Origin of the sequence: Sphingobacterium athyrii, assembly GCF_003071065.1 — a bacterium.
GTDB lineage: Bacteria > Bacteroidota > Bacteroidia > Sphingobacteriales > Sphingobacteriaceae > Sphingobacterium > Sphingobacterium athyrii.
Genome location: NZ_QCXX01000010.1, coordinates 66,585 through 85,530 on the forward strand (window position 1 = coordinate 66,585; position 18,946 = coordinate 85,530).

The following is an 18,946-nucleotide window of genomic DNA, read 5'->3' on the forward strand; positions in this document are numbered from 1 at the left end:
ATAAGGCTGTCACAAATCTAATGGGACTCCTTTAATTTATTCTTTTTACCAAATTTCTCTTTGATCCATTTCCAGGCTGCTTCAGCTTTTAATTTATACTGATCTATATCAAATAGTGCTGAATCTGTGGTTGATTTATACGTTAAAAATGCCGCTAGTGGCGTCAATATGATAATGGCCATCCACATACCCACAGCTGACGATATCGCACCATCTTTGGCTGTTTTTTCGGCGACAGTAGAGATGATATGATAGATTAAAAAGAAGATGATGGCCATAACGACCGGAAGACCGAGACCGCCTTTTCTAATAATAGCGCCTAAAGGTGCTCCAATAGCAAATAAAAGAAGACAGGATACCGCTAATGTGAATTTTCTATGCCATTCGATCCGATACCGAATATCTTTGGTCTTGTAGTCCTTAAATTCGAGTGTACGGCTATTGAGATCTTCTTTTAAATAGTTTAGCTGGCTCAGGGCATTCATGGTGACCTGTGTCCGTTGTTCAGGCTGTACTAGATCAGCTATTAAATCGTTATAAGGCTTCACTTTCGCTTCTTTTACTTTAGCTTGCCCCGGTTGAACGGCATTAAAATACTTTGAATAGATATTGTACCGTGTATCCAAGGTTCTTGTAATTGCCCTGCCCATACTGTCAATTTTGATATGGTTCGAGTCAATGTACATGTCCAATTGCTTGAGATTCAGCATGGCATGGTGGCTTTTAAAAAGGCTTTCATCCGTTTTGCCCTGTTGAAAACTCCCCATGTCAAACTTCTGTTCCGTCTCCTTAAACTTGAAGCGTGTGAATTGCTGGCGTGGATCGTATGTTTTTGAGTTCTTGGTTCGCGACTCTTCATAGCGTATTCCATCCTTCAATTTGAGGATCATATAGCTGTTGTCAGGCGAATTATAAATGTATCCCTCTTTAGCCATCAAAACATTGTTGGCTGTACTACCTCCACGATGATCATAAATCATCAGATCATATAGAATCGTTCCTTCCTTATTTTTTCCTCTTGCACGAATGGAGTATCCCGGTATTGTATTGTTAAAAATACCCGGTTTGATTAGAAAATCAGCTTTTTTATTGCGGACATCTGTCAATAGGGTTCCCATTTTTAGGTTGACAACCGGTAAGATATAATCGGAAAATAGAAAGGAACTTGTGGCAAAAATTGCGACCAGTACAAATAGGGGAGTCATGGCTTTGCGTAGCGATACACCCGCAGCCTTTATCGCCACGAGCTCATAGCTTTCCCCAAGGTTACCGAAAGTCATAATGGAAGACAATAGCATGGATAAGGGCATTGCCATTTGAATTTGAACAATGCATTGGTACCCAATAAGCTCCATAATGGTGTACCACTCAAATCCTTTTCCGATCAAATCATCAATGTATTTGAATAGAAAAAGCATTAATAATACAAACATCACAATAAAAAATGTGACGATGAATGGTTTAATGAAAGCTTGAAGAATAAGTAAATGAACTTTTTTCATCCGTGACGCTAAGCAAATTGATGCCTTTACATTAAAGCATCTTCCAGCCAAGGAGCTCTTTTAGAGCCCTTGGTGAAAATATATTGCAAAGATAGGTTTTTTTATGCACCTATAACACTCTGAAGATAGACGATTGAATTTTTCCAGATTAATTTTCTATTTTCCAAGTCCTCTTCTTTAGCAAAATCTGTTATTTTAAGTGCAACATCGTTTGTCAGCTCATCCTGATCTATCTCCAGATCGAAATAGTATGGATCATCATCGAGCCACTTAAAACGCACTGATTTGTTTTCTTTGGAAGCTACGATTTTTGCGCGATGCGGTTCATCATCCCAAATGAAGGTATAAACAGTGTCTTTGTAGTTTACATCATCTGCAAACCATTGAGCCAGTTCGTTTGGTTCTTGCAAATACGGAAATAAAATTCTAGGTGAAGAGTTGATGATATATTCTAGTTGGAATTTTATTTTATCTGCCATATAAATGTTTTTTTAAATTTTAGTTTGTTTAAATCAAAAATAAGCTATATTTGCATTCCCAAAATGGCGGGGTAGCTCAGATGGTTAGAGCGTTGGATTCATAACCCAAAGGTCGGCAGTTCGATTCTGCTCCCCGCTACAAATCTCTTTCCATTTTGCTTTCTATCGCATAAACTTATTATTTGTAATAATACATATTTATTTTGTTATTGCAAGTTTTTTTGTGAAAAGTTGAAGGCTTTTTCACAATTTTTTGAATTAAAAATCTTCACCATCTTATCCCGACTTTTTTTGCGACTGAGTCATTATTTTACTTCGTTAAGAATGAGTTTGTTGTGTGGGATATAGCTTTTTGGTCGTAATAAATCCTTAAAAAAAATAAAAAAATCTTTTGAATTGACAGGTGAAGTGGTATATTTGCATACCGAAACGGCGGGGTAGCTCAGATGGTTAGAGCGCAGGATTCATAACCCTGAGGTCGGCAGTTCGATCCTGCTCCCCGCTACTAAAAAAAGGAAAGTCTATATTCAGACTTTCCTTTTTTTTGAATAAATTTTTGGAATAATCCTGACAATCCCCCTTAAGTCAAGAGGGACCGTTTCTTACCTTTTATTCTATTACTATAATGAACTTCAGACCTATTCTTATTCTGGTGTGGCTTATCATCAGTTTTCATGCTATTGCGCAAAAGCAAGCAATAACCCATGTTGTCACGCACAATCGTAGTACTGTTATTTGTGATGCTTCTAAAGGTGCAAATCCTTATCCTGCATGGGGCGTATTTCCTCAGGCCGAATACCCTGTAAGAAAAATAACTATGCATGTCACTTTGGGAAGTCCTGATAGCTTGAACACAGCACATTGGGATTATCTGGATCATATCCTATTGAGACGTAAAGGAGGAGCGAAAGGAGAGGAGCTCAACTACGAATTGGGCCGGATGCTTACGCCTTATGGGAGCATTTACAACAAGGGGTGGAACTGGAAGTGGCAGGTAGATGTGACTGACTTTGCCCCTTTTTTGCGGGATAGTGTTGAGATTGTATATGTACACTCGGGTTTTGAGGATAAAACTGTAGGTTGGGCACTTAGCATAGATTTTGAAATTCTATCGGGTCCTCCAGTTGTTACTCCTCTGGGTGTAACACCTTTGTGGAACAGGGCCTATAAATACGGTGATCCCAACGAGAAGATAGAAGAGAATTTAACGCCGGTGACTTACGAATCGCTGAGGCATGCGGCTTTAAGCCGGATACGTATTCAGCATACTGGACATGGTATGGACAAGCCTCGTGGTTGCAGTGAGTTTTGTACGCGATGGCGTAAACTCATGCTCGATGGAAAGGTTGTTGACCTACGGGATATGTGGAAAAAGTGTGGCGATAACCCTTTATACCCACAAGGCGGGACCTGGATCTTTGATCGGGCGTATTGGTGTCCGGGTGATCTGCAGCAACCCGATGTAATTGATGTATTCACAAAGCCGGGACGGCATACTGCAGCTTTGCGCATGGAACCCTATACTGCCGCTGATAATATACAGGCGGTTGAAAATATCTCAGCTTATTTGTTTCATTATTCGAAACCCAAGCAAAAAATAGATGTAGCCGTCGAATCTATTATGGTACCAAACGACGAACAACGTTTTTCAAGATTAAATCCAGCCAGTTCTGGCCCAAGGATATCTTTTAGAAATCTCGGGGCGGATCCATTGCATTCGCTTACAATAGTGTACGGCACTAAAGGCTTTCCTTCCAAAACATTTCATTGGAGGGGAGAACTTTCTTTTAATCAAGTGGCAGATGTGTTGCTACCCGGGGAAATTCAGGAAAAAGACGGTGAAAATGTCTTTCATGTAGAACTTGTCAAACCGAACGGTAAGAAAGATGCATGGTCGGAAGACAATGAAATGAAAGCTTTTTTTACGGCCCCAGAGAAATTTCCCAATGAATTTGTTGTGAAATTTCTTACAAATAAAACACCTCAAGACAACAGTATTTTTTTAATGAATGCTCGGCAAGATACAATTTTTCAAAAGAAAGCAGCACAGTTGACTGCCCTCACACTTTATACTGATACGATACGCATTGCTGAAGGCAACTACTCTTTTCGCCTGATAGATACGGCTGGAAATGGACTGCAGTTTTGGGCACAACCCGAAAAAGGAGATGGTTATCTTCGCGTTTTTGATCTGAAAGGAAATCTTATTCATGCATTTGAAAGTGATTGTGGAATAGGAGAAATGTTTAGCTTTAAGGCTGTTTCGGGTTTTGAAATGGATACAACAAAGGCTCGTTATGCATTTTCCCTGTATCCAAGATCTGTGGTTGATCAAACGCAATTAAGTGTGGTATCGAATAAGCTGAGCGATATGACCGTGCGGATAACAGTTGACGGTGTGCAGTGGCAAAAGCACGAATATAAAGCTGTTAAGGATGCCGTGTTCAACTACGATCTTAATCATCTTCCTAAAGGAAGGATAATTGTCGAAGCTTTTATGGATGGTATCAGCCGGTTTAAGGGGCGGATCAATAAAAAGTAATGGTGAAAAATACACAGGTTCTGTCTATTGGAGCCTGTGTATTCATGTAATTGCTTAATTGTCATCAAAGGCGAGGCTTTTCCAATCGTCTTTTTGGAGATATTTGAGCATAATAAAAAATAATAACCAGCCAAGCGCCGCTAAACCCCATACCAAAAGTTCATATTGAAAAATCACTTTATGGAGATAACCTAAAAGTCCCAACAAGCCTAAAATCAATAAATTGACCAGCGCTTTGGAACTGGACTGACTCGCTTTGGAAAAAGGATAATTTTTGACCAGAAAGAGCATGATTAGAATACTTTCTATCCCACCGACAGCTGAGGATAGCAATAAATCATTAATCGAACCGATGCCGAATAATGGAACACAGATACAGAGAAATAAGAGATTAAATGGCAGTACATATTTAATGAGACAGGCTTTAAGTACCCCTGTCATAAATTGACCCGGACAGTTCATTGGAGCAACATAGTAGATCCAGGCTGCTTTATATTTATTGCTCTGCGTGATCAGCTGAAATACTGTTAAAATGGTTAGCAGCGATAGATAAAACATAATGATATATAAGCCCGATTCTCTTAGCTTGGTCAGCTTCTCTACAAATGGCAGCCCCTCACCGGTCCGTAAAAACAGGAATATAAAATAGATGGGCAGATAAGCTAAGGATGGATAGAGCTGCTGTTTAAATTCTCTTGTTTTTGCACTTATAAGCCATACAATACTAAATCCAGCCTCTTCGAGCGGAGATGAGCATACGCCGGCTCCCAATTTTTTATAGAATGGTCGTCCTGTATTGGTGTGTGAAATTGCCTGATCGGTTTCAGATAAAGGTGTATCACCACTTGCAAGAGCGGCTATTTTGGCATTAAAACCTTTGGAAAATAATTTTGTACAAGCATAAACACCAAAGAAAGGAACAACTAAGCCCAAAAGGGAAAATATAATGGACTGTAGGCTATGGTTGCCCTGAAGCAAGGACTGAAAAGAGGCGATCCAAGTACTGGGAAATATCCATAGAAATTTAAGTTGTTCAATTGTCAGCTGTGACTCAACGATTGTTTGAATCAGATTGGGACCAAGATAATAGGCTAGAAAAATGACCAATGAAAGTCCGATCTGTATATAGGCAATAATATCCTTAAATTTTTGGATGGGGAGATATTTGATGCTGATCATATAGAACCCGTTAACGAAAACCAGGGCAATCAGTGTACTCAATAGAAGTTGTAGAATCAATAGAAAAATACTCGTAATATCCCAGTTAAATGAGACATAAACCACTACTGGTAGGCATAATGCAATAATCTGATTGAAAAGCTTAATGGCGATAAATGTTATTCGCGATAAAGCCACGGTCCTATCGCTAACAGGCTTGGGCATAATAATGTACTGGTCCCGAGTGTCTAAAAGTATAGGTGAAAAGTCTGATACCAATGTAATGCTGAGCATGCTGGTAAAACAGAGTAACATAATGGAAAGTGCTAAGTAACGATCTGGAATGAGGATGAGAATAACCATGAACATCAAGCCAATGATCATATACATAATAAATTGTATAATGGAGGTGGACGATGAGGATTTCCCGGCATTCCGTTTCTTAAATGTAATCGGTTTTCTATTATCTAAGGTAACTTTTGTTTCTAAAATAATTTTAAACTGCGTATAGTTAACACCCAGGCTTTCCCAGGCACCCTTAAACAGAAGAATAAATCGTAAGATAAATTTTTCCATATTATTGAATAGCGCTAATGATGTTAGATGCATCCAATGCACCGTTATCGGTATTGGTTAATTTTGCGAATATGTGTTCGAGTGATTCATTGGGATCCGACTTCAGTTCATTGATAGTACCATCGGCAATGATACTTCCCTGATTGATCAACAGGATTCTATCGGAAACTTTTTCAACGACGTCCATCATGTGGGAACAGTAAAAAATAGTTTTACCTTCTTTGGCCAGCAGTGATATGAGTTCTTTTACAAAAATCACCGCGTTGGCATCGAGTCCGGACAGGGGCTCATCCAGGATGATAATTTGTGGATTATGGATAATGCCAGATATCAAAAGCACTTTTTGACGCATGCCTTTTGAAAAGGTATCCATTCTACTCGTAGCATTTGCGGCCAGGCCAAATGCACTTAATAATTTTAAGGAACGCTCTTGAATTGTATCGTCTTCCATACCATATAATTTTCCGACAAAATCAAGGTATTCCATCGGAGTCAGGACTTCGTACAGCTCTGCATTTTCGGGGACGTATCCGAGCTGGGATTTTATCGAAAGAGGATCTTTTTGAATATCGATACCTTTGATTTCGACCTGACCAGTAAAATCTTCGATCAAGCCGGTCAAGATCTTGACTGTCGTGGATTTTCCTGCCCCATTGGGGCCTATATAACCGATGACCTGGCCCGGAAATATATCCAGATTGATTCCTTTTAAAATTTCTTTAGTTCCGTATGATTTTTTTAGGTCAATAATACGAATGAGCGGTAAGGTACTTTCCATGTATTTAAATCTTTCAACATAAACTTACATAAAAATACAGAGTTACACACTTTATTTGAATGCTGAATCCCATATTTCTTTGCAAAAATGTAATATACAAAAAAAGGAGTCCTAAGACTCCTTTCAAAACTACTTTATAATCGGAAAACTACCTATCATTTTTTGGATATCCCTCTTCATCAAGATCCGCTCTCAAATCTTCTTCGTTCTCGGCCAATTTTTTATCCAACGGGGATAAACGGTCATGTTTGAAGGTATCTATACGCATATGTGCATCCTCGAGATCCTCTTCCTCCAAATCTTCGCGATCTGCATACTCATCGCCTACAAAAGGGTTGGAATCGTCATAACTGGAATCATCGTCTATTGCCCCTTCAGATAGTGTATCATAATCTGCCGGATGATCATAATCCGGATCATTATCATCTACATCCAGTTCATAACTTTCCAGCTCTTCATTATAAGCTAAGTTTTGATCTGAATCTGGATAATCCGATTCGACCTTTCCCTTCGTTTTTTTGTGTTCTGTGCCAGCCATAATCTTATGATTTATCTACAGTAATAAAACAGGCCAGAAGATAAAAAGTTTTAAAAATTAATGTTGATAATTAGGAAAATGCATTGTTTTTTTTACCCCGAAAATGGCTTTGAAGTAACTGCCATAAAAACGTAAAATTTATCCTGATAAAGCAAACAAATTGAGAACAATAATGTTTAATTAAAAACAGTAAATCTTGGCCACTATGATTTTCAAGCGTTTAAATTATCAGACATTACAGAGTTTACGTCTACAGGGGTATAATATCCTGTTGACTATCGGGCGTTCGGAAGATGAGAACCCAATTTATTTTCCCATGAAAATGGAGTCGTTCAATTCCACGCCGGCAAATACCAATAGCGAGGCAGAGCAGACAGTTCAAGGACAGAAGATATTGGTTTTAGACGAAGCAATACAACGGTCATTGAACAATGACCTCAATGGAATCATTCAGCTTGATCATTAGCTAGATCCTTTCTTCGATCTTTTGTAAGCGCTTGGGGTTGTATTTCTTTTTTTCTTATAAAAGTTGGTGAGGTGGCTTTCGTCATTAAAGCCTAGTTCATCTACAATCTGTTTCATTGTGTATTGGCTAGACGCTAACCTGTCTTCAATAAGTTGGATACGGATATCATCAATGTATAGTTTGTAGCTTTTCTGCTGTCTTTTCTTAAAAAAAGCACCAAAGTAATTAGCTGAAATCTGAAAATGATCTGCTATATTTTTAATTTGTAGTTTGTCAGGGAAATAGATGTTCTGTTGAATATAGGCCTCTAATTCCTCAGACATTTCGCGGGACTCATTGACCGTTAGGTTCAGTTCCTTTAATATATTTTCAATGAATGCAAACAGCGACATCACTTGATGAAAGATAAATGTGGAAGTTGCCGCATCTTCAGATTCCGCCTGTTGATAAATCAGCGACAAGATTTTTTCGATTATCTTGCGGTTTTCTTTTTTTAGGGACAGGCTTTTATTTAGTAATGTTACCGAATTGAAAATATGCTGTGGATTGTGGGACAGACAAAAATTTTGCTGTATATGATGCAGATCTTTGAAGTAGTGACTTGAAAAATATAAAATAAATACACTTGAATCTTTCTTACTTTCAAGTATTTCTGAACCAGTGTTCAGAAAAAGTAAATTTTCTTTAAGAAATTTAGCTCCGGTATTTTTCGATACCAAGAGACCTTCCGAGATATAAACTAAGGCAAAATCAAAGCCTAATTCGTGCAGATTTATCTTTTGTTTATGTTTGATTTTTTCGGGTAGGAAGGATAAACTCATTAGACGTATGTAACTTTTATTTTATAATTGTTGATGAATCAGAATGCCATGATAGTTCTTTAGCTGTCTAGTGTATGCCAATATATTCTGTATATCCAGCTGAATCGAAGAGCCAAATATCGTTATTTTGGCGTTATATCCGTTGATTTTTACAGAAAACAATAGATTTTTCTTGAAATAGGGAAATCACTAGGTACTTTTTGCATTTCGCGTCATTTTCTCAATGTTGTCCCATTGTTCTTCGGGAATAATATCCAGACCGTTAAACTCCCCTGCGCCTTTTAACCATTCTCCACCATCTATTGTTATCACATCGCCATTGATGTAGCTCGAATAGTCAGATACCAGATAGGCGGCGAGATTTGCCAGTTCGTCTAATTGACCTAGACGTCCGAGGGGTATCCGTTTGGTCGGCGATAAAAGCTCACCCAACTCGCCCGGAAGCAAGCGCTCCATAGCGCCGGAAGTCTGAAACGGCCCCGGGGCAATAGCGTTTAAACGTATCCCTTTTTTGCCCCATTCGACAGCGAGAGATCTTGTCATGGCTAAGACACCGGCCTTGGCTGTAGCCGAAGGAACAACGTATCCTGAACCCGTCCAGGCATAGGTGGTTACGATACTGAGCACCGTTTTGTTTTGATCCTTATTTTCGATCCAGCGTTTGCCCAGGGCCAATGTATAATTTATACTTCCCTGAAGAACGATTCCAATGACGGACTCAAAAGCACGATGACTCAGGCGTTCGGTGGGGGATATAAAGTTACCGGCAGCGTTGTTGATTAAGATGTCTATCCCGCCCAGTTGTTCATATCCGTAAGCAACTACACGTTCTACATCTTCATAATTCCGCACATCGCCGGCTATGGCTAGGCATTTGCCTTGATGTTTGTCGGACAATTCTCTTGCTGTATGTTGAATCACATCATCCTTTCGGCTGCTGATCAGGCAGGAAGCACCTAACTCCAAGAAATAATCAGTCATCGCTTTTCCTAGCCCGGTACCGCCGCCGGTAATTAAAATGCGTTTGCCTTTTAGTGAATCTTCTTTTAGCATGCCCATATCTTATTTCATTTTTATGTATGATTAAGTTACATAAATTTGAATGAAAAAAAAAGCGGTAGCTGAAAGACAGGGAAACACGAAAGGCTGATAGCAATTGATAAGGAGATGGACTTGTAAGGGGTGAGCCTCTATATATAAAAACAGGGACTATTTTGTGAATAATCCCTATTTTTATTTTACCGATCTATTGCTAGAAAGGGAACTGGCTTATGCGCCTAATTGTACGCGTTTGAAAGCAGTTACTGTTAATCCTTTAGAAACTGAATCCAAGAATTGAGCGATATTTTTAGAAGAATCTTTTACAAATTCTTGGTTCAACAAAGTCGTGTCTTTGAAGAATTTATTCAATTTACCTTGAGCGATTTTCTCAGCCATATCTGCTGGTTTTCCTTCAGCAATGATTTGTTCTTTCGCGATAGCGATTTCACGCTCAATTGTGTTTTGATCAACACCATCTTTATCAATTGCAATAGGGTTCATTGCAGCGATTTGCATTGCAACATCTTTACCTGCTTCTTCAGCACCAGCTGCATCAGCAGAAAGACCTACTAATACACCTAAGCGGTAGTTACCGTGGATATAAGCGATTACTTTCTCAGCAGAGATTGTTTCGTATTTAGAAACGTCAATTTTCTCTCCGATTACACCAGTTTGCTCAATCAAAGCATCAGCGATTTTCTTGCCATCAAGTTCCAAACCTTTTAATTCTTCCAAAGAAGCTGGTTTGTTGTTCAATGCTAGGTCTGCGATTTTTTCTGCGAAAGCTACGAAATCTGAGTTTTTAGCTACGAAGTCAGTTTCACAGTTTACTTCAACTACGATACCTGATTTACCATCAGCAGTTGCTTTAGCGATGATAACGCCTTCGTTAGAGTCGCGATCCTGACGGCTAGCAGCTACCTTAGCACCTTTTTTGCGCAAGTAATCTACAGCAGCTTCAAAGTCACCATTAGACTCAACCAAAGCTTTTTTACAATCCATCATACCAGCGCCAGTTTGTTGACGCAATTTGTTTACATCTGATGCAGAAATTTGTACTGACATGTTTTATTTCTTTTTATTATTGTTTACTACTGAAAATATTATACAATATTAACTTAAAGCATGTTAAGCTAATATGAAGTTTAACATTCCTTGATCATCAAGTGTTGTTAAACCAAAAAACCGGACAGATAGGCTAGTTCAAGAAAAGTAATCTTTTCCAGAAACTAACGCTACGCTATCCGGTTTGGAATAAAAATATTATTCTCCGTCTTTCGCTTTGCGAGGACGTTTAGCTTCTGAAGCTTCACTATTGTCAACTTTTGCTTTAGCAGCAGCAGCATCTTTTTCAGCTTCTTCTTCTTTGTCGCGTTTGCGCTCGTCCAAACCTTCTTGGATTGCTTGACCAATAATGCTTGCGATTAAGCTAATAGATTTACTAGCGTCATCATTCGCAGGGATTGGGAAATCAATGTTTGAAGGATCAGAGTTTGTATCTACCATCGCGAAAGTAGGGATGTTCAATTTCATTGCTTCAGAAACAGCGATGTGTTCCTTTTTCACATCAATGATGAATAAAGCAGCTGGCAAACGGTTCAAATCAGCGATACCTCCTAAAAGGTTTTCTAATTTGATACGCTCACGTTGAATCATCAACTTTTCTTTCTTAGACAATACATCATAAGTACCGTCTTTTTGCATTTTGTCGATGTTAGACATTTTTTTGATAGACTTACGAACTGTAGCGAAGTTAGTAAGCATACCACCTAACCAACGCTCAGTAACGAAAGGCATATTAACCTCTTTAGCTTGCTGTGCGATGATTTCTTTTGCTTGTTTTTTCGTTGCTACGAATAAAACTTTACGACCTGATTTTACGATTTGTTTAATAGCTGAAGCAGCTTCTTCTAATTTCGTAAGAGTTTTGTTCAAGTCAATGATGTGGATACCGTTGCGCTCCATGAAAATGTACTTAGCCATTTTCGGATCCCATTTACGTGTAAGGTGACCAAAGTGCACACCTGCATCCAATAAATCTTGATAAGTAGTTCTTGCCATTTTTTGATCCTCCTTTGATTAACGTTTACTGAATTGGAATCTTCTACGAGCTTTACGACGTCCTGGTTTCTTACGCTCAACCATACGGTCATCACGTGTTACTAAACCTTTAGCGCGTAATGCAGGTTTAACTTCTGGGTTAAGCTCAACCAAAGCTTTTGCGATCGCTAGACGAACAGCTTCTGCTTGACCTTTAACACCACCTCCGTTAACGTTTACTTTTACATCAAAGTTTGCTAATTCACCCGCTACGCCTAATGATTGTGTAGCGATGTATTGCAAAGGTAATGTTGGGAAATACTCTTTGTAGTCTTTACCGTTTATAACAATGTTTCCGCTACCAGCAGTTAAGTAAATGCGGGCAACAGCAGTTTTTCTTCTTCCTGAAGTGTTAGTTGTTGACATGTCGATTCTCCTTAAAATTTAACTGGTTTTGGATTTTGTGCTTCATGCTTGTGCTCAGTACCAGCATAAACGTAAAGGTTCTTAAACAATTGACGACCTAAACGGTTTTTAGGAAGCATACCACGAACAGCTTTCTCAATGATGCGTTCAGGGAATTTAGCCATTAACTCTTTAGGAGAAACGAAACGTTGACCACCTGGATATCCAGTGTAGCGTACGTAAACTTTGTCGCCTAATTTGTTTCCTGTCAATCTAATTTTGTCTGCATTGATAACAATAACGTTATCTCCACAGTCTACGTGTGGGGTGAATGTAGGCTTGTGCTTACCACGAATTACCTTCGCGATGTTGCTCGCCAAACGCCCCAAAATCTCTCCTTCAGCGTCAACAACGATCCACTCTTTGTTAACGGTGTTCTTGTTGGCAGAGACAGTTTTGTAACTTAACGTATTCACTTGCTTTTGTTTAAATAATTTGTAAAATTTTATTTATCTTCCCCTTATCACAAGGGTCTGCAAAGGTACATCTATTATTCTATATTTTAAAATCTATTTCACTTATTTTATTGAAAACGAGCCAAGTTTCTTGCGGACTGGGCTAATCTCAATATTTTTACAACTTACGCGAATGAATATTGTTACATTAGTTAGTATATTGCAGGAAGAATTTTTAATTATTTAGTGGAAGTAGATGAGATTGACTTTTTTAAATAAGCGTGTTATTTTAAGTTTTGTTGGATTTCTCTTTGGTACTGTCAGCGCTTTGCAGGGGCAATCATTGGAGAAAAAAAGTAGACCTTATGATGCACGACTCAAAAATGTACAAGAGATATTAAAGCAAGGGAAAATTGGTCCAGGCGTGGATTCATTGGATGCTATACTCGCAGATTATCCCAAAGCAGATGATATCTATTTTACAAAAGCGATCCTTTTTGCCCAAATGAGAAATCAGGACGGCGCGATTGATGCAATAAAAGCCGCGTTGGAAATTGAACCAAAACCCGAGTACCTCAGCTTCGCCGTAGATGCATTCAAAAGCAAAAATGATGCAGATAGTGCATTGATCTATTTGGATAAATTGATTGATTTAGATGATAATAATACGGCTTCATTAAAGCGTGAACGAATTATGCTACTTTTTAACGGAGGACATAAAGACGTCGCGTTGGAGTATTTTTATAAAACAAAGGAAATTGAATCTGCTTCCGATACATTGGATATGGTGGGTAGTGTGCTGTTGAACGATGCCGGTAATCACAAGGCGGTAATCGACCTTTTGAAACCCTGGGCTGACAATGGAACCAAATTGGCCCAAGTATATGGGCAACTGGCGCAGGCTTATAATCTTTCCAAAAACTCAAAACTTGCCCTAGAGTATATCAATAAAGGAATTCAAACTTCACAGGAAGATTTTCTTTATTTTGATTTAGCAGATCTGTACCGCTTTGATAAAAAGACCAAATTATCGTTCGATGCCTTAAAAAAAGGCTTTCAATCTAAAAAGATTGATTTTGGTGATAAAAATAGAATCATTATGACTTTGTTGGGGCCAAAAAGCCCCTACACAAATGCGCAGCTTTTGGAGTTGGCTAATATCTTAGTTGAGGTCCATCCGCGAATTGCGGAAAGTCACATGGCCAAAGGACAGGTATTGTGGCTCAACGAAGATAAAACGGCGGCGCAAAGTTCCTTGGCTGTTGCCGTAACTATGAATTCTTACCAGATCGATGCTTGGCGGATGTTAATGAGCCTGGATATGGATAAGGGCGAGTTTGATCAAGCCATTGCCCATGGTGGTGAAGCCCTGCATTATGTGGCCAATAATCCGACCATACTCTATTTCACCAGCATGGCTTATCTGATGAAGAAGGATACAGAGAATAGTCGCAAGTTTATGGAGGCTGCATTAAATAATGCCCAGGATGAAACTCCTTTTTTACAAGCCAATATCTACGGTGGGCTGGGCGATATCTACAATACATTGAAGATGTATAAAGAATCGGATGCAGCTTATATGGAAGCGATTCGACTGGATAGCACAAATGTGACGGCCATGAACAATTTAGCGTACTATTTATCGTTAAGAAAAGAACGACTTGATGAAGCGACAAAGTACGCTGCTATGGCTACAGCAATGCAGCCTAATAACGGTACATTTGAGGATACTTATGCCTGGGTCTTGTTTGCCGACGGTAAATATGAGGATGCGTTAGTCTGGATTCAAAAGGCGCTAAAAAATACAAATCCGCAGACTGCAGTGTTACTGGAACATTATGGAGATATTTTGGTTAAGCTCGGTAAGACGACAGAAGCGGTAAAGCAGTGGAGTCTGGCATTGGAAAAAGGAATGGATTCTGAAGAAAGTAAACAGAAACTAAAAAAGAAGATTGAGACTAAAAGTTATGTGGAATAAAATTGTTTGGGTAGGTATTCTGGTACTTCTGCTTTCTTCCTGTAGCTCAAAAAAGAAACTGCTGAAAGGAGCGGATCTCAAATCAGAGAATGAACTGGTCATCAAAGACGATACACGGGAGGCAAAGAAAACGACTTTGCGTAATCTCTTTTTGACCAATTTAAATTACTCGACCTTTTCAGGAAAAGCAAAAATGCGGCTCGACCTTGGTAAGGATAACTTCGATGTCACCTCTAATATCCGGATTGAAAAAGATAAGAAAATCTGGATTTCGATATCAGCAACCCTCGGGATCGAAGTCGCTCGTGTGTTAATAACACCAGATAGTGTGCAGATCCTGAATAAGTTTCAGAGCGAATATATGGTCAAACCATTTGATTACCTATACCGTTTTGCCAGTCCGGATCTTACTTTTGCTAATCTACAGGATTTATTATTGGCTAATCTGTCTGTTAACCTCTTGTCGGATATTGATGCAGTGAACTTTCAGCAGGATCCGAATTCTGTACAATTGGACGGAAAATTGAATGAGCTTGATTTTCTATATCAATTGAACAATAACAATCGGCCTTACCAGTTCCGGTTGTCACAGTTGTCGAAGAAACAGTTGCTCGAAGCAAACTATGGTGAATATGCAATGGCTTCCGGACAGGAATTTCCGATGCTGTTAAAAGTGATTATCTCCGATGGACGTCAGGAGATAAAAACAGAAATTAATTTTAACAAAGTTACGTTTAATGAACCTGTTGAAATGCCTTTTTCAGTGTCATCGCGATATAAAGTAATCCGATAAGAAGTGATCTATTTCCGTTAGATTTATTACTTTCGCATTTAGTTTGCTAGTGTAGATGAATATAATGGAGCTGGGAAAGGGGTAAATACGAAATAAATAGTACTGTAAATGAACTTTAAGAAAACGATATTTGGTATAGTAGCATTCATTTTGATGATTGGTATTTCTGCGGCCCAGACAAGGGCTGAGCTGGAAAAGCAACGGGAGAAACTCAATCGTGAAATTGCTGAATTGCAGAAAACTGTTAAAGAAATTGCCAAGGAAAAATCGTTGACACAACAACAGGTGACAGCGTTGAGTAAGCAAATCAACTTACGTGAACAAAAGATAAATACAATTACTTCTGAAGTAGCAGTAATCAATAAACACATCAATGCCAATACAGCTGCAGTTAACAAATTGAAAGCTGAACTGGAAAAAATGAAACGTGATTATGAAAAAATGGTCATGTTCGCTTTCCGTAACCGTAATGCCTACAATAAGTTGATGTTTATTTTTGCTTCCAAAGATTTTAACCAAGGATTTAGACGTGTAAAATATTTGCAGCAATTTAATGATTCCCGAAAATTGAAGGCCGCTGATATTGAGAATACAAAGAAACAGATCGAGCAAAAAATTGCGCAGTTGAAGGCTGACCGAAATAAACAGGTAGCACTTATGAAGGAGCAAGAAAATGAGAAGCGAACCATCGCTCAACAGCGCTCTGTTTACTCTGGGCAACTGAGTGAACTTATTGTTACGGAACGTGGTGTGAAGAAAGATATTACGCAAAAGCAAAAAGAGGAGCGTCGTATCAATGCAGCGATCAAAGAAATCATAAGAAGGGAAATTGAAGCTGAAAGAAGGCGTGCAGAAGCTGCCCGTCGTGCCGCTGAGGCTGCCGCTGCGCGTAATCGGAAAGCCAATGAATCAGCAAATGCGTCGAAAGGTAAAAACAATGCGAATACAAAGAGTGGCAATACCGCGCGTAAATCAGATTCTGAGGTCTTGCGTAGCACACCAGAGGCGATCAGGCTTTCCAACGATTTTAGATCTAACCGTGGCAGCTTGCCTTGGCCAGTTTCCAATGCGAAGGTCATGCAGGGCTTTGGTGGAGAAAGTGTTGGTAGAAATGTAAACTGGGATCACGAATCCGTGAAAATTCAAACCTCCACTGGCGCTGCTGTCAAAGCTGTTTTTGCAGGTGAGGTAAGTAGTGTGTTGACGATGTATGGACAACGTATTGTGATGATCAAACACGGTGAGTACTTTACAGTATATAATAATTTAGGTAGTGTAAGTGTTTCTAAAGGGCAAAAGGTAAGTACAGGTCAAACAATAGGTACGGCGGATGTGGATTCAGATACGGGCGTACCAATGGTAGACTTTTCTGTTTATCAGGGGTCAACCCCGCTGAACCCGATGTCCTGGTTGGCGAGATAAGAAATAATTACTATATTTAATAATTATCATTACATTTGTAAGGAGAGAGAAAAGATTTAGTTTAAAAGAATTGAAAAACAAGAAATTATAGTTATGTCAACATCATTATTAATCATGGGAATCGGGGGGCAGGAGTTAATTATCATTGTAGTAATATTGTTACTATTATTTGGTGGCAAGAAGATTCCTGAATTGATGCGCGGATTGGGTAAGGGCGTGAAGGAATTCAAAGAAGGCCAAAAAGATGAGTCTTCCCCTGAAAAAAAATCCGAAGTAGAAGATAATACCAAATAAGGGAGATCACGTCCCTAGTAATATAGATACGATTTTGTGTTGAACAAAATCGTATTTTGTTTTATCCTGGACCTATAGCTGAATAGGCCAGAACCATTTTTATACTAAAATCCATTTCTAAACGTTTAGATTATTGTTGATTTTTTAAGAGAAAAAATCGAACCTGGATTTAACAGTAAATTTATGATCGGAAAACAGACGTTAATTTCAATACTAGGAGGGGTGTGCTATGTGCTACCGCTCATGGCTCAAGAAGGCGCTGTGGAAGGCATGAGAGAAGCCACGCATCAAATCATCCAAGGAAGGATTGAAAAAGAAAAACACGAGATTTATCAATACTTAGACAGTGTTAAATCTTCAGGGAATAGTCGAAATGATGATGCTACCATTACCGATGAAGAAATACAACTTGTTCGCAAACTCAAAGCAATAGAGCGGGAAATACCTTTAGATTACTCTCCACGGGTAAAAGATCTGATCTCCAAATACACCTCTGATAATTACAATCCATATATGTGTAGAATGATGGGACTTGGCCAGTATTACTTTCCAATGTTTGATCGTATTCTGGATGAAGTTGGTGTACCTAGGGAACTGAAATACCTCAGTGTGGTCGAATCGTCGTTGAACCCCAGGGATATTTCGAGCGCCGGTGCTACAGGGCTGTGGCAGCTGATGTATTATGAAGCAAAGACCTATAACTTGACTGTTGATAGTTATACCGACCAACGCATGGATCCAATTGCTTCGAGTTATGCGATCGCGAAGATACTGAAAGAGGCCTATGACCAATATGGTGACTGGCTTTTGGCAATCGCATCCTACAATGGCGGAAAAGGTGCTGTGGGCAGGGCAATTCAACGATCGGGTAAAGAAAAGCCTACCTTTTGGGATATTGCCCCCTATCTTACTCAACAAACCCAAAATTATATTCCCAAATTCATCGCCATGACTTATGCGATGAAATATGCAGAGGAAAACAACATAAATGCCGCTGATACTGAGCTTTCTCTACGAACTCAAGCATTAGACGTCAATAAACGGATCTCGTTAAACCAGATCGCGGAAGTGATGAATGTATCCAAAGAAACACTCCGTGCGCTAAATCCGAGCTTTAAAAAGAATATTTTAAATGGTACGGAAGAAACTCCTCTAAGATTGGTATTGCCTGTATTGGATAAGAAAATAGCGACCGAAGAACTTTACGCTGCACTTAATACACCTATTCCTGCTGCGATAACAACGACGAATAGCGCTGGCACCAGCGAGCCTGCCGAGCTTTTAAAAGGTGGAAAATACAAGGTCAAAGTAGGGGAAACATTCGCTTCCATCGCTGAAAAGTTTGAAGTTACTGTTCAGGATATAAAATCATGGAATAATTTGCGCGGAAATAAGATTGTACCCGGACAAAATTTAACGATCAAGAAGGAAGATAGTTATGTCAGTACAAGGCTAGCGCATAACGCTGAGAAATCGGCCAAGAAGAGCCAACAACGTGCTTCTACACGTACAGCATACTATGTCGTAAAAAAGGGGGACACCTTATCGCACATAGCCAATAAAAATGGTGTATCCGTTGGCCGCTTAAAAAGTGATAATGATCTGAACGGAAGCCGGATTAAGCCGGGAATGAAACTGAAAGTGTCAAAGAAATAGCA

18 protein-coding genes and 2 tRNA genes are annotated in these 18,946 nt (G+C 39.1%); 9 read left to right on the plus strand and 11 right to left on the minus strand.

The window, feature by feature from the left end; translation table 11 throughout:
• Window positions 1-17 precede the first annotated feature (17 nt).
• Entirely contained in the window at window positions 18-1,502 is a 1,485-nt protein-coding gene (locus DCO56_RS26570) for an LptF/LptG family permease (RefSeq protein WP_108636725.1), read from the minus strand.
• Between the two features lie 101 nt (window positions 1,503-1,603).
• Window positions 1,604-1,981, minus strand: a complete 378-nt coding sequence (locus DCO56_RS26575) for an START-like domain-containing protein (protein ID WP_028070596.1) — start codon at window positions 1,979-1,981, stop codon at window positions 1,604-1,606.
• A 65-nt stretch (window positions 1,982-2,046) separates the two neighbouring features.
• Between DCO56_RS26575 and DCO56_RS26580 the strand changes: the two genes are divergently transcribed.
• The 3 genes from DCO56_RS26580 (at window position 2,047) to DCO56_RS26590 (ending at window position 4,523) form a co-directional block, all read left to right on the plus strand.
• Window positions 2,047-2,120, plus strand: a tRNA-Met gene (locus tag DCO56_RS26580).
• A 292-nt stretch (window positions 2,121-2,412) separates the two neighbouring features.
• A tRNA-Met gene (locus DCO56_RS26585) sits at window positions 2,413-2,486 on the plus strand.
• 120 nt (window positions 2,487-2,606) lie between these two features.
• On the plus strand, window positions 2,607-4,523 hold the full coding sequence (locus tag DCO56_RS26590; protein ID WP_108636726.1) for a peptide-N-glycosidase F-related protein: 1,917 nt from the start codon (window positions 2,607-2,609) through the stop codon (window positions 4,521-4,523).
• A 54-nt stretch (window positions 4,524-4,577) separates the two neighbouring features.
• Here DCO56_RS26590 and DCO56_RS26595 read toward each other — a convergent pair whose 3' ends face one another.
• The 3 genes from DCO56_RS26595 to DCO56_RS26605 all read right to left on the minus strand — a co-directional run bounded on the left by DCO56_RS26595 (window position 4,578) and on the right by DCO56_RS26605 (window position 7,573).
• Window positions 4,578-6,257 carry a hypothetical protein gene (locus tag DCO56_RS26595; RefSeq protein ID WP_108636727.1) on the minus strand — a complete coding sequence of 560 codons (1,680 nt, stop codon included), beginning with the start codon at window positions 6,255-6,257 and terminating at the stop codon, window positions 4,578-4,580.
• Between the two features lies 1 nt (window position 6,258).
• Window positions 6,259-7,035: an ABC transporter ATP-binding protein gene (locus DCO56_RS26600; RefSeq protein ID WP_108636728.1), complete on the minus strand. Its 777-nt coding sequence runs from the start codon at window positions 7,033-7,035 to the stop codon at window positions 6,259-6,261.
• A gap of 148 nt (window positions 7,036-7,183) precedes the next feature.
• A complete protein-coding gene (locus DCO56_RS26605) occupies window positions 7,184-7,573 on the minus strand; it encodes a hypothetical protein (protein ID WP_108636729.1) in 390 nt (129 codons plus the stop codon).
• Between the two features lie 205 nt (window positions 7,574-7,778).
• Here DCO56_RS26605 and DCO56_RS26610 point away from each other — a divergent pair, with 205 nt between their 5' ends.
• Complete coding sequence (locus tag DCO56_RS26610) at window positions 7,779-8,039, plus strand: hypothetical protein (RefSeq protein WP_108636730.1); 261 nt, start codon at window positions 7,779-7,781, stop codon at window positions 8,037-8,039.
• On the opposite strand, the gene DCO56_RS26615 is transcribed toward DCO56_RS26610, so the two are convergent.
• The 6 genes from DCO56_RS26615 to rplM all read right to left on the minus strand — a co-directional run bounded on the left by DCO56_RS26615 (window position 8,036) and on the right by rplM (window position 12,822).
• On the minus strand, window positions 8,036-8,860 hold the full coding sequence (locus tag DCO56_RS26615; RefSeq protein WP_108636731.1) for a helix-turn-helix domain-containing protein: 825 nt from the start codon (window positions 8,858-8,860) through the stop codon (window positions 8,036-8,038). The two genes, DCO56_RS26610 and DCO56_RS26615, sit on opposite strands and share 4 nt — an antisense overlap.
• A gap of 189 nt (window positions 8,861-9,049) precedes the next feature.
• On the minus strand, window positions 9,050-9,913 hold the full coding sequence (locus tag DCO56_RS26620; protein ID WP_108636892.1) for an SDR family oxidoreductase: 864 nt from the start codon (window positions 9,911-9,913) through the stop codon (window positions 9,050-9,052).
• A gap of 216 nt (window positions 9,914-10,129) precedes the next feature.
• Window positions 10,130-10,966: a translation elongation factor Ts gene (gene tsf, locus DCO56_RS26625; protein WP_108636732.1), complete on the minus strand. Its 837-nt coding sequence runs from the start codon at window positions 10,964-10,966 to the stop codon at window positions 10,130-10,132.
• Between the two features lie 198 nt (window positions 10,967-11,164).
• Complete coding sequence (gene rpsB, locus DCO56_RS26630) at window positions 11,165-11,962, minus strand: 30S ribosomal protein S2 (protein ID WP_104385702.1); 798 nt, start codon at window positions 11,960-11,962, stop codon at window positions 11,165-11,167.
• Window positions 11,963-11,980: 18 nt separating this feature from the next.
• A complete protein-coding gene (gene rpsI, locus DCO56_RS26635) occupies window positions 11,981-12,367 on the minus strand; it encodes a 30S ribosomal protein S9 (protein ID WP_108636733.1) in 387 nt (128 codons plus the stop codon).
• An 11-nt stretch (window positions 12,368-12,378) separates the two neighbouring features.
• Window positions 12,379-12,822: a 50S ribosomal protein L13 gene (gene rplM / locus DCO56_RS26640; protein ID WP_077437655.1), complete on the minus strand. Its 444-nt coding sequence runs from the start codon at window positions 12,820-12,822 to the stop codon at window positions 12,379-12,381.
• A 235-nt stretch (window positions 12,823-13,057) separates the two neighbouring features.
• Between rplM and DCO56_RS26645 the strand changes: the two genes are divergently transcribed.
• The 5 genes from DCO56_RS26645 to DCO56_RS26665 all read left to right on the plus strand — a co-directional run bounded on the left by DCO56_RS26645 (window position 13,058) and on the right by DCO56_RS26665 (window position 18,944).
• Window positions 13,058-14,779, plus strand: coding sequence for a tetratricopeptide repeat protein (locus DCO56_RS26645; protein WP_108636734.1), 1,722 nt, complete (start codon window positions 13,058-13,060; stop codon window positions 14,777-14,779).
• Window positions 14,769-15,572: a lipoprotein insertase outer membrane protein LolB1 gene (gene lolB1 / locus DCO56_RS26650; RefSeq protein ID WP_108636735.1), complete on the plus strand. Its 804-nt coding sequence runs from the start codon at window positions 14,769-14,771 to the stop codon at window positions 15,570-15,572. The genes DCO56_RS26645 and lolB1 overlap by 11 nt, the downstream gene beginning before the upstream one ends.
• A 108-nt stretch (window positions 15,573-15,680) precedes the next feature.
• Window positions 15,681-16,994, plus strand: coding sequence for a murein hydrolase activator EnvC family protein (locus DCO56_RS26655; RefSeq protein ID WP_108636736.1), 1,314 nt, complete (start codon window positions 15,681-15,683; stop codon window positions 16,992-16,994).
• 93 nt (window positions 16,995-17,087) lie between these two features.
• A complete protein-coding gene (tatA, locus tag DCO56_RS26660) occupies window positions 17,088-17,288 on the plus strand; it encodes a twin-arginine translocase TatA/TatE family subunit (protein WP_108636737.1) in 201 nt (66 codons plus the stop codon).
• 183 nt (window positions 17,289-17,471) lie between these two features.
• Window positions 17,472-18,944 (plus strand): LysM peptidoglycan-binding domain-containing protein, encoded by a 1,473-nt coding sequence (locus tag DCO56_RS26665; protein ID WP_108636738.1) that lies wholly within the window; start codon window positions 17,472-17,474, stop codon window positions 18,942-18,944.
• The last annotated feature ends 2 nt before the right edge of the window (window positions 18,945-18,946 follow it).

Bases quoted from the DNA above. Each gene is read 5' to 3' on its own strand.
- DCO56_RS26570 (WP_108636725.1), bottom strand. From the start codon at position 1,502: ATGAAAAAAGTTCATTTACTTATTCTTCAAGCTTTCATTAAACCATTC.
- DCO56_RS26575 (WP_028070596.1), bottom strand. From the start codon at position 1,981: ATGGCAGATAAAATAAAATTCCAACTAGAATATATCATCAACTCTTCA.
- DCO56_RS26590 (WP_108636726.1), top strand. From the start codon at position 2,607: ATGAACTTCAGACCTATTCTTATTCTGGTGTGGCTTATCATCAGTTTT.
- DCO56_RS26595 (WP_108636727.1), bottom strand. From the start codon at position 6,257: ATGGAAAAATTTATCTTACGATTTATTCTTCTGTTTAAGGGTGCCTGG.
- DCO56_RS26600 (WP_108636728.1), bottom strand. From the start codon at position 7,035: ATGGAAAGTACCTTACCGCTCATTCGTATTATTGACCTAAAAAAATCA.
- DCO56_RS26605 (WP_108636729.1), bottom strand. From the start codon at position 7,573: ATGGCTGGCACAGAACACAAAAAAACGAAGGGAAAGGTCGAATCGGAT.
- DCO56_RS26610 (WP_108636730.1), top strand. From the start codon at position 7,779: ATGATTTTCAAGCGTTTAAATTATCAGACATTACAGAGTTTACGTCTA.
- DCO56_RS26615 (WP_108636731.1), bottom strand. From the start codon at position 8,860: ATGAGTTTATCCTTCCTACCCGAAAAAATCAAACATAAACAAAAGATA.
- DCO56_RS26620 (WP_108636892.1), bottom strand. From the start codon at position 9,913: ATGCTAAAAGAAGATTCACTAAAAGGCAAACGCATTTTAATTACCGGC.
- tsf (WP_108636732.1), bottom strand. From the start codon at position 10,966: ATGTCAGTACAAATTTCTGCATCAGATGTAAACAAATTGCGTCAACAA.
- rpsB (WP_104385702.1), bottom strand. From the start codon at position 11,962: ATGGCAAGAACTACTTATCAAGATTTATTGGATGCAGGTGTGCACTTT.
- rpsI (WP_108636733.1), bottom strand. From the start codon at position 12,367: ATGTCAACAACTAACACTTCAGGAAGAAGAAAAACTGCTGTTGCCCGC.
- DCO56_RS26645 (WP_108636734.1), top strand. From the start codon at position 13,058: ATGAGATTGACTTTTTTAAATAAGCGTGTTATTTTAAGTTTTGTTGGA.
- lolB1 (WP_108636735.1), top strand. From the start codon at position 14,769: ATGTGGAATAAAATTGTTTGGGTAGGTATTCTGGTACTTCTGCTTTCT.
- DCO56_RS26655 (WP_108636736.1), top strand. From the start codon at position 15,681: ATGAACTTTAAGAAAACGATATTTGGTATAGTAGCATTCATTTTGATG.
- tatA (WP_108636737.1), top strand. From the start codon at position 17,088: ATGTCAACATCATTATTAATCATGGGAATCGGGGGGCAGGAGTTAATT.
- DCO56_RS26665 (WP_108636738.1), top strand. From the start codon at position 17,472: ATGATCGGAAAACAGACGTTAATTTCAATACTAGGAGGGGTGTGCTAT.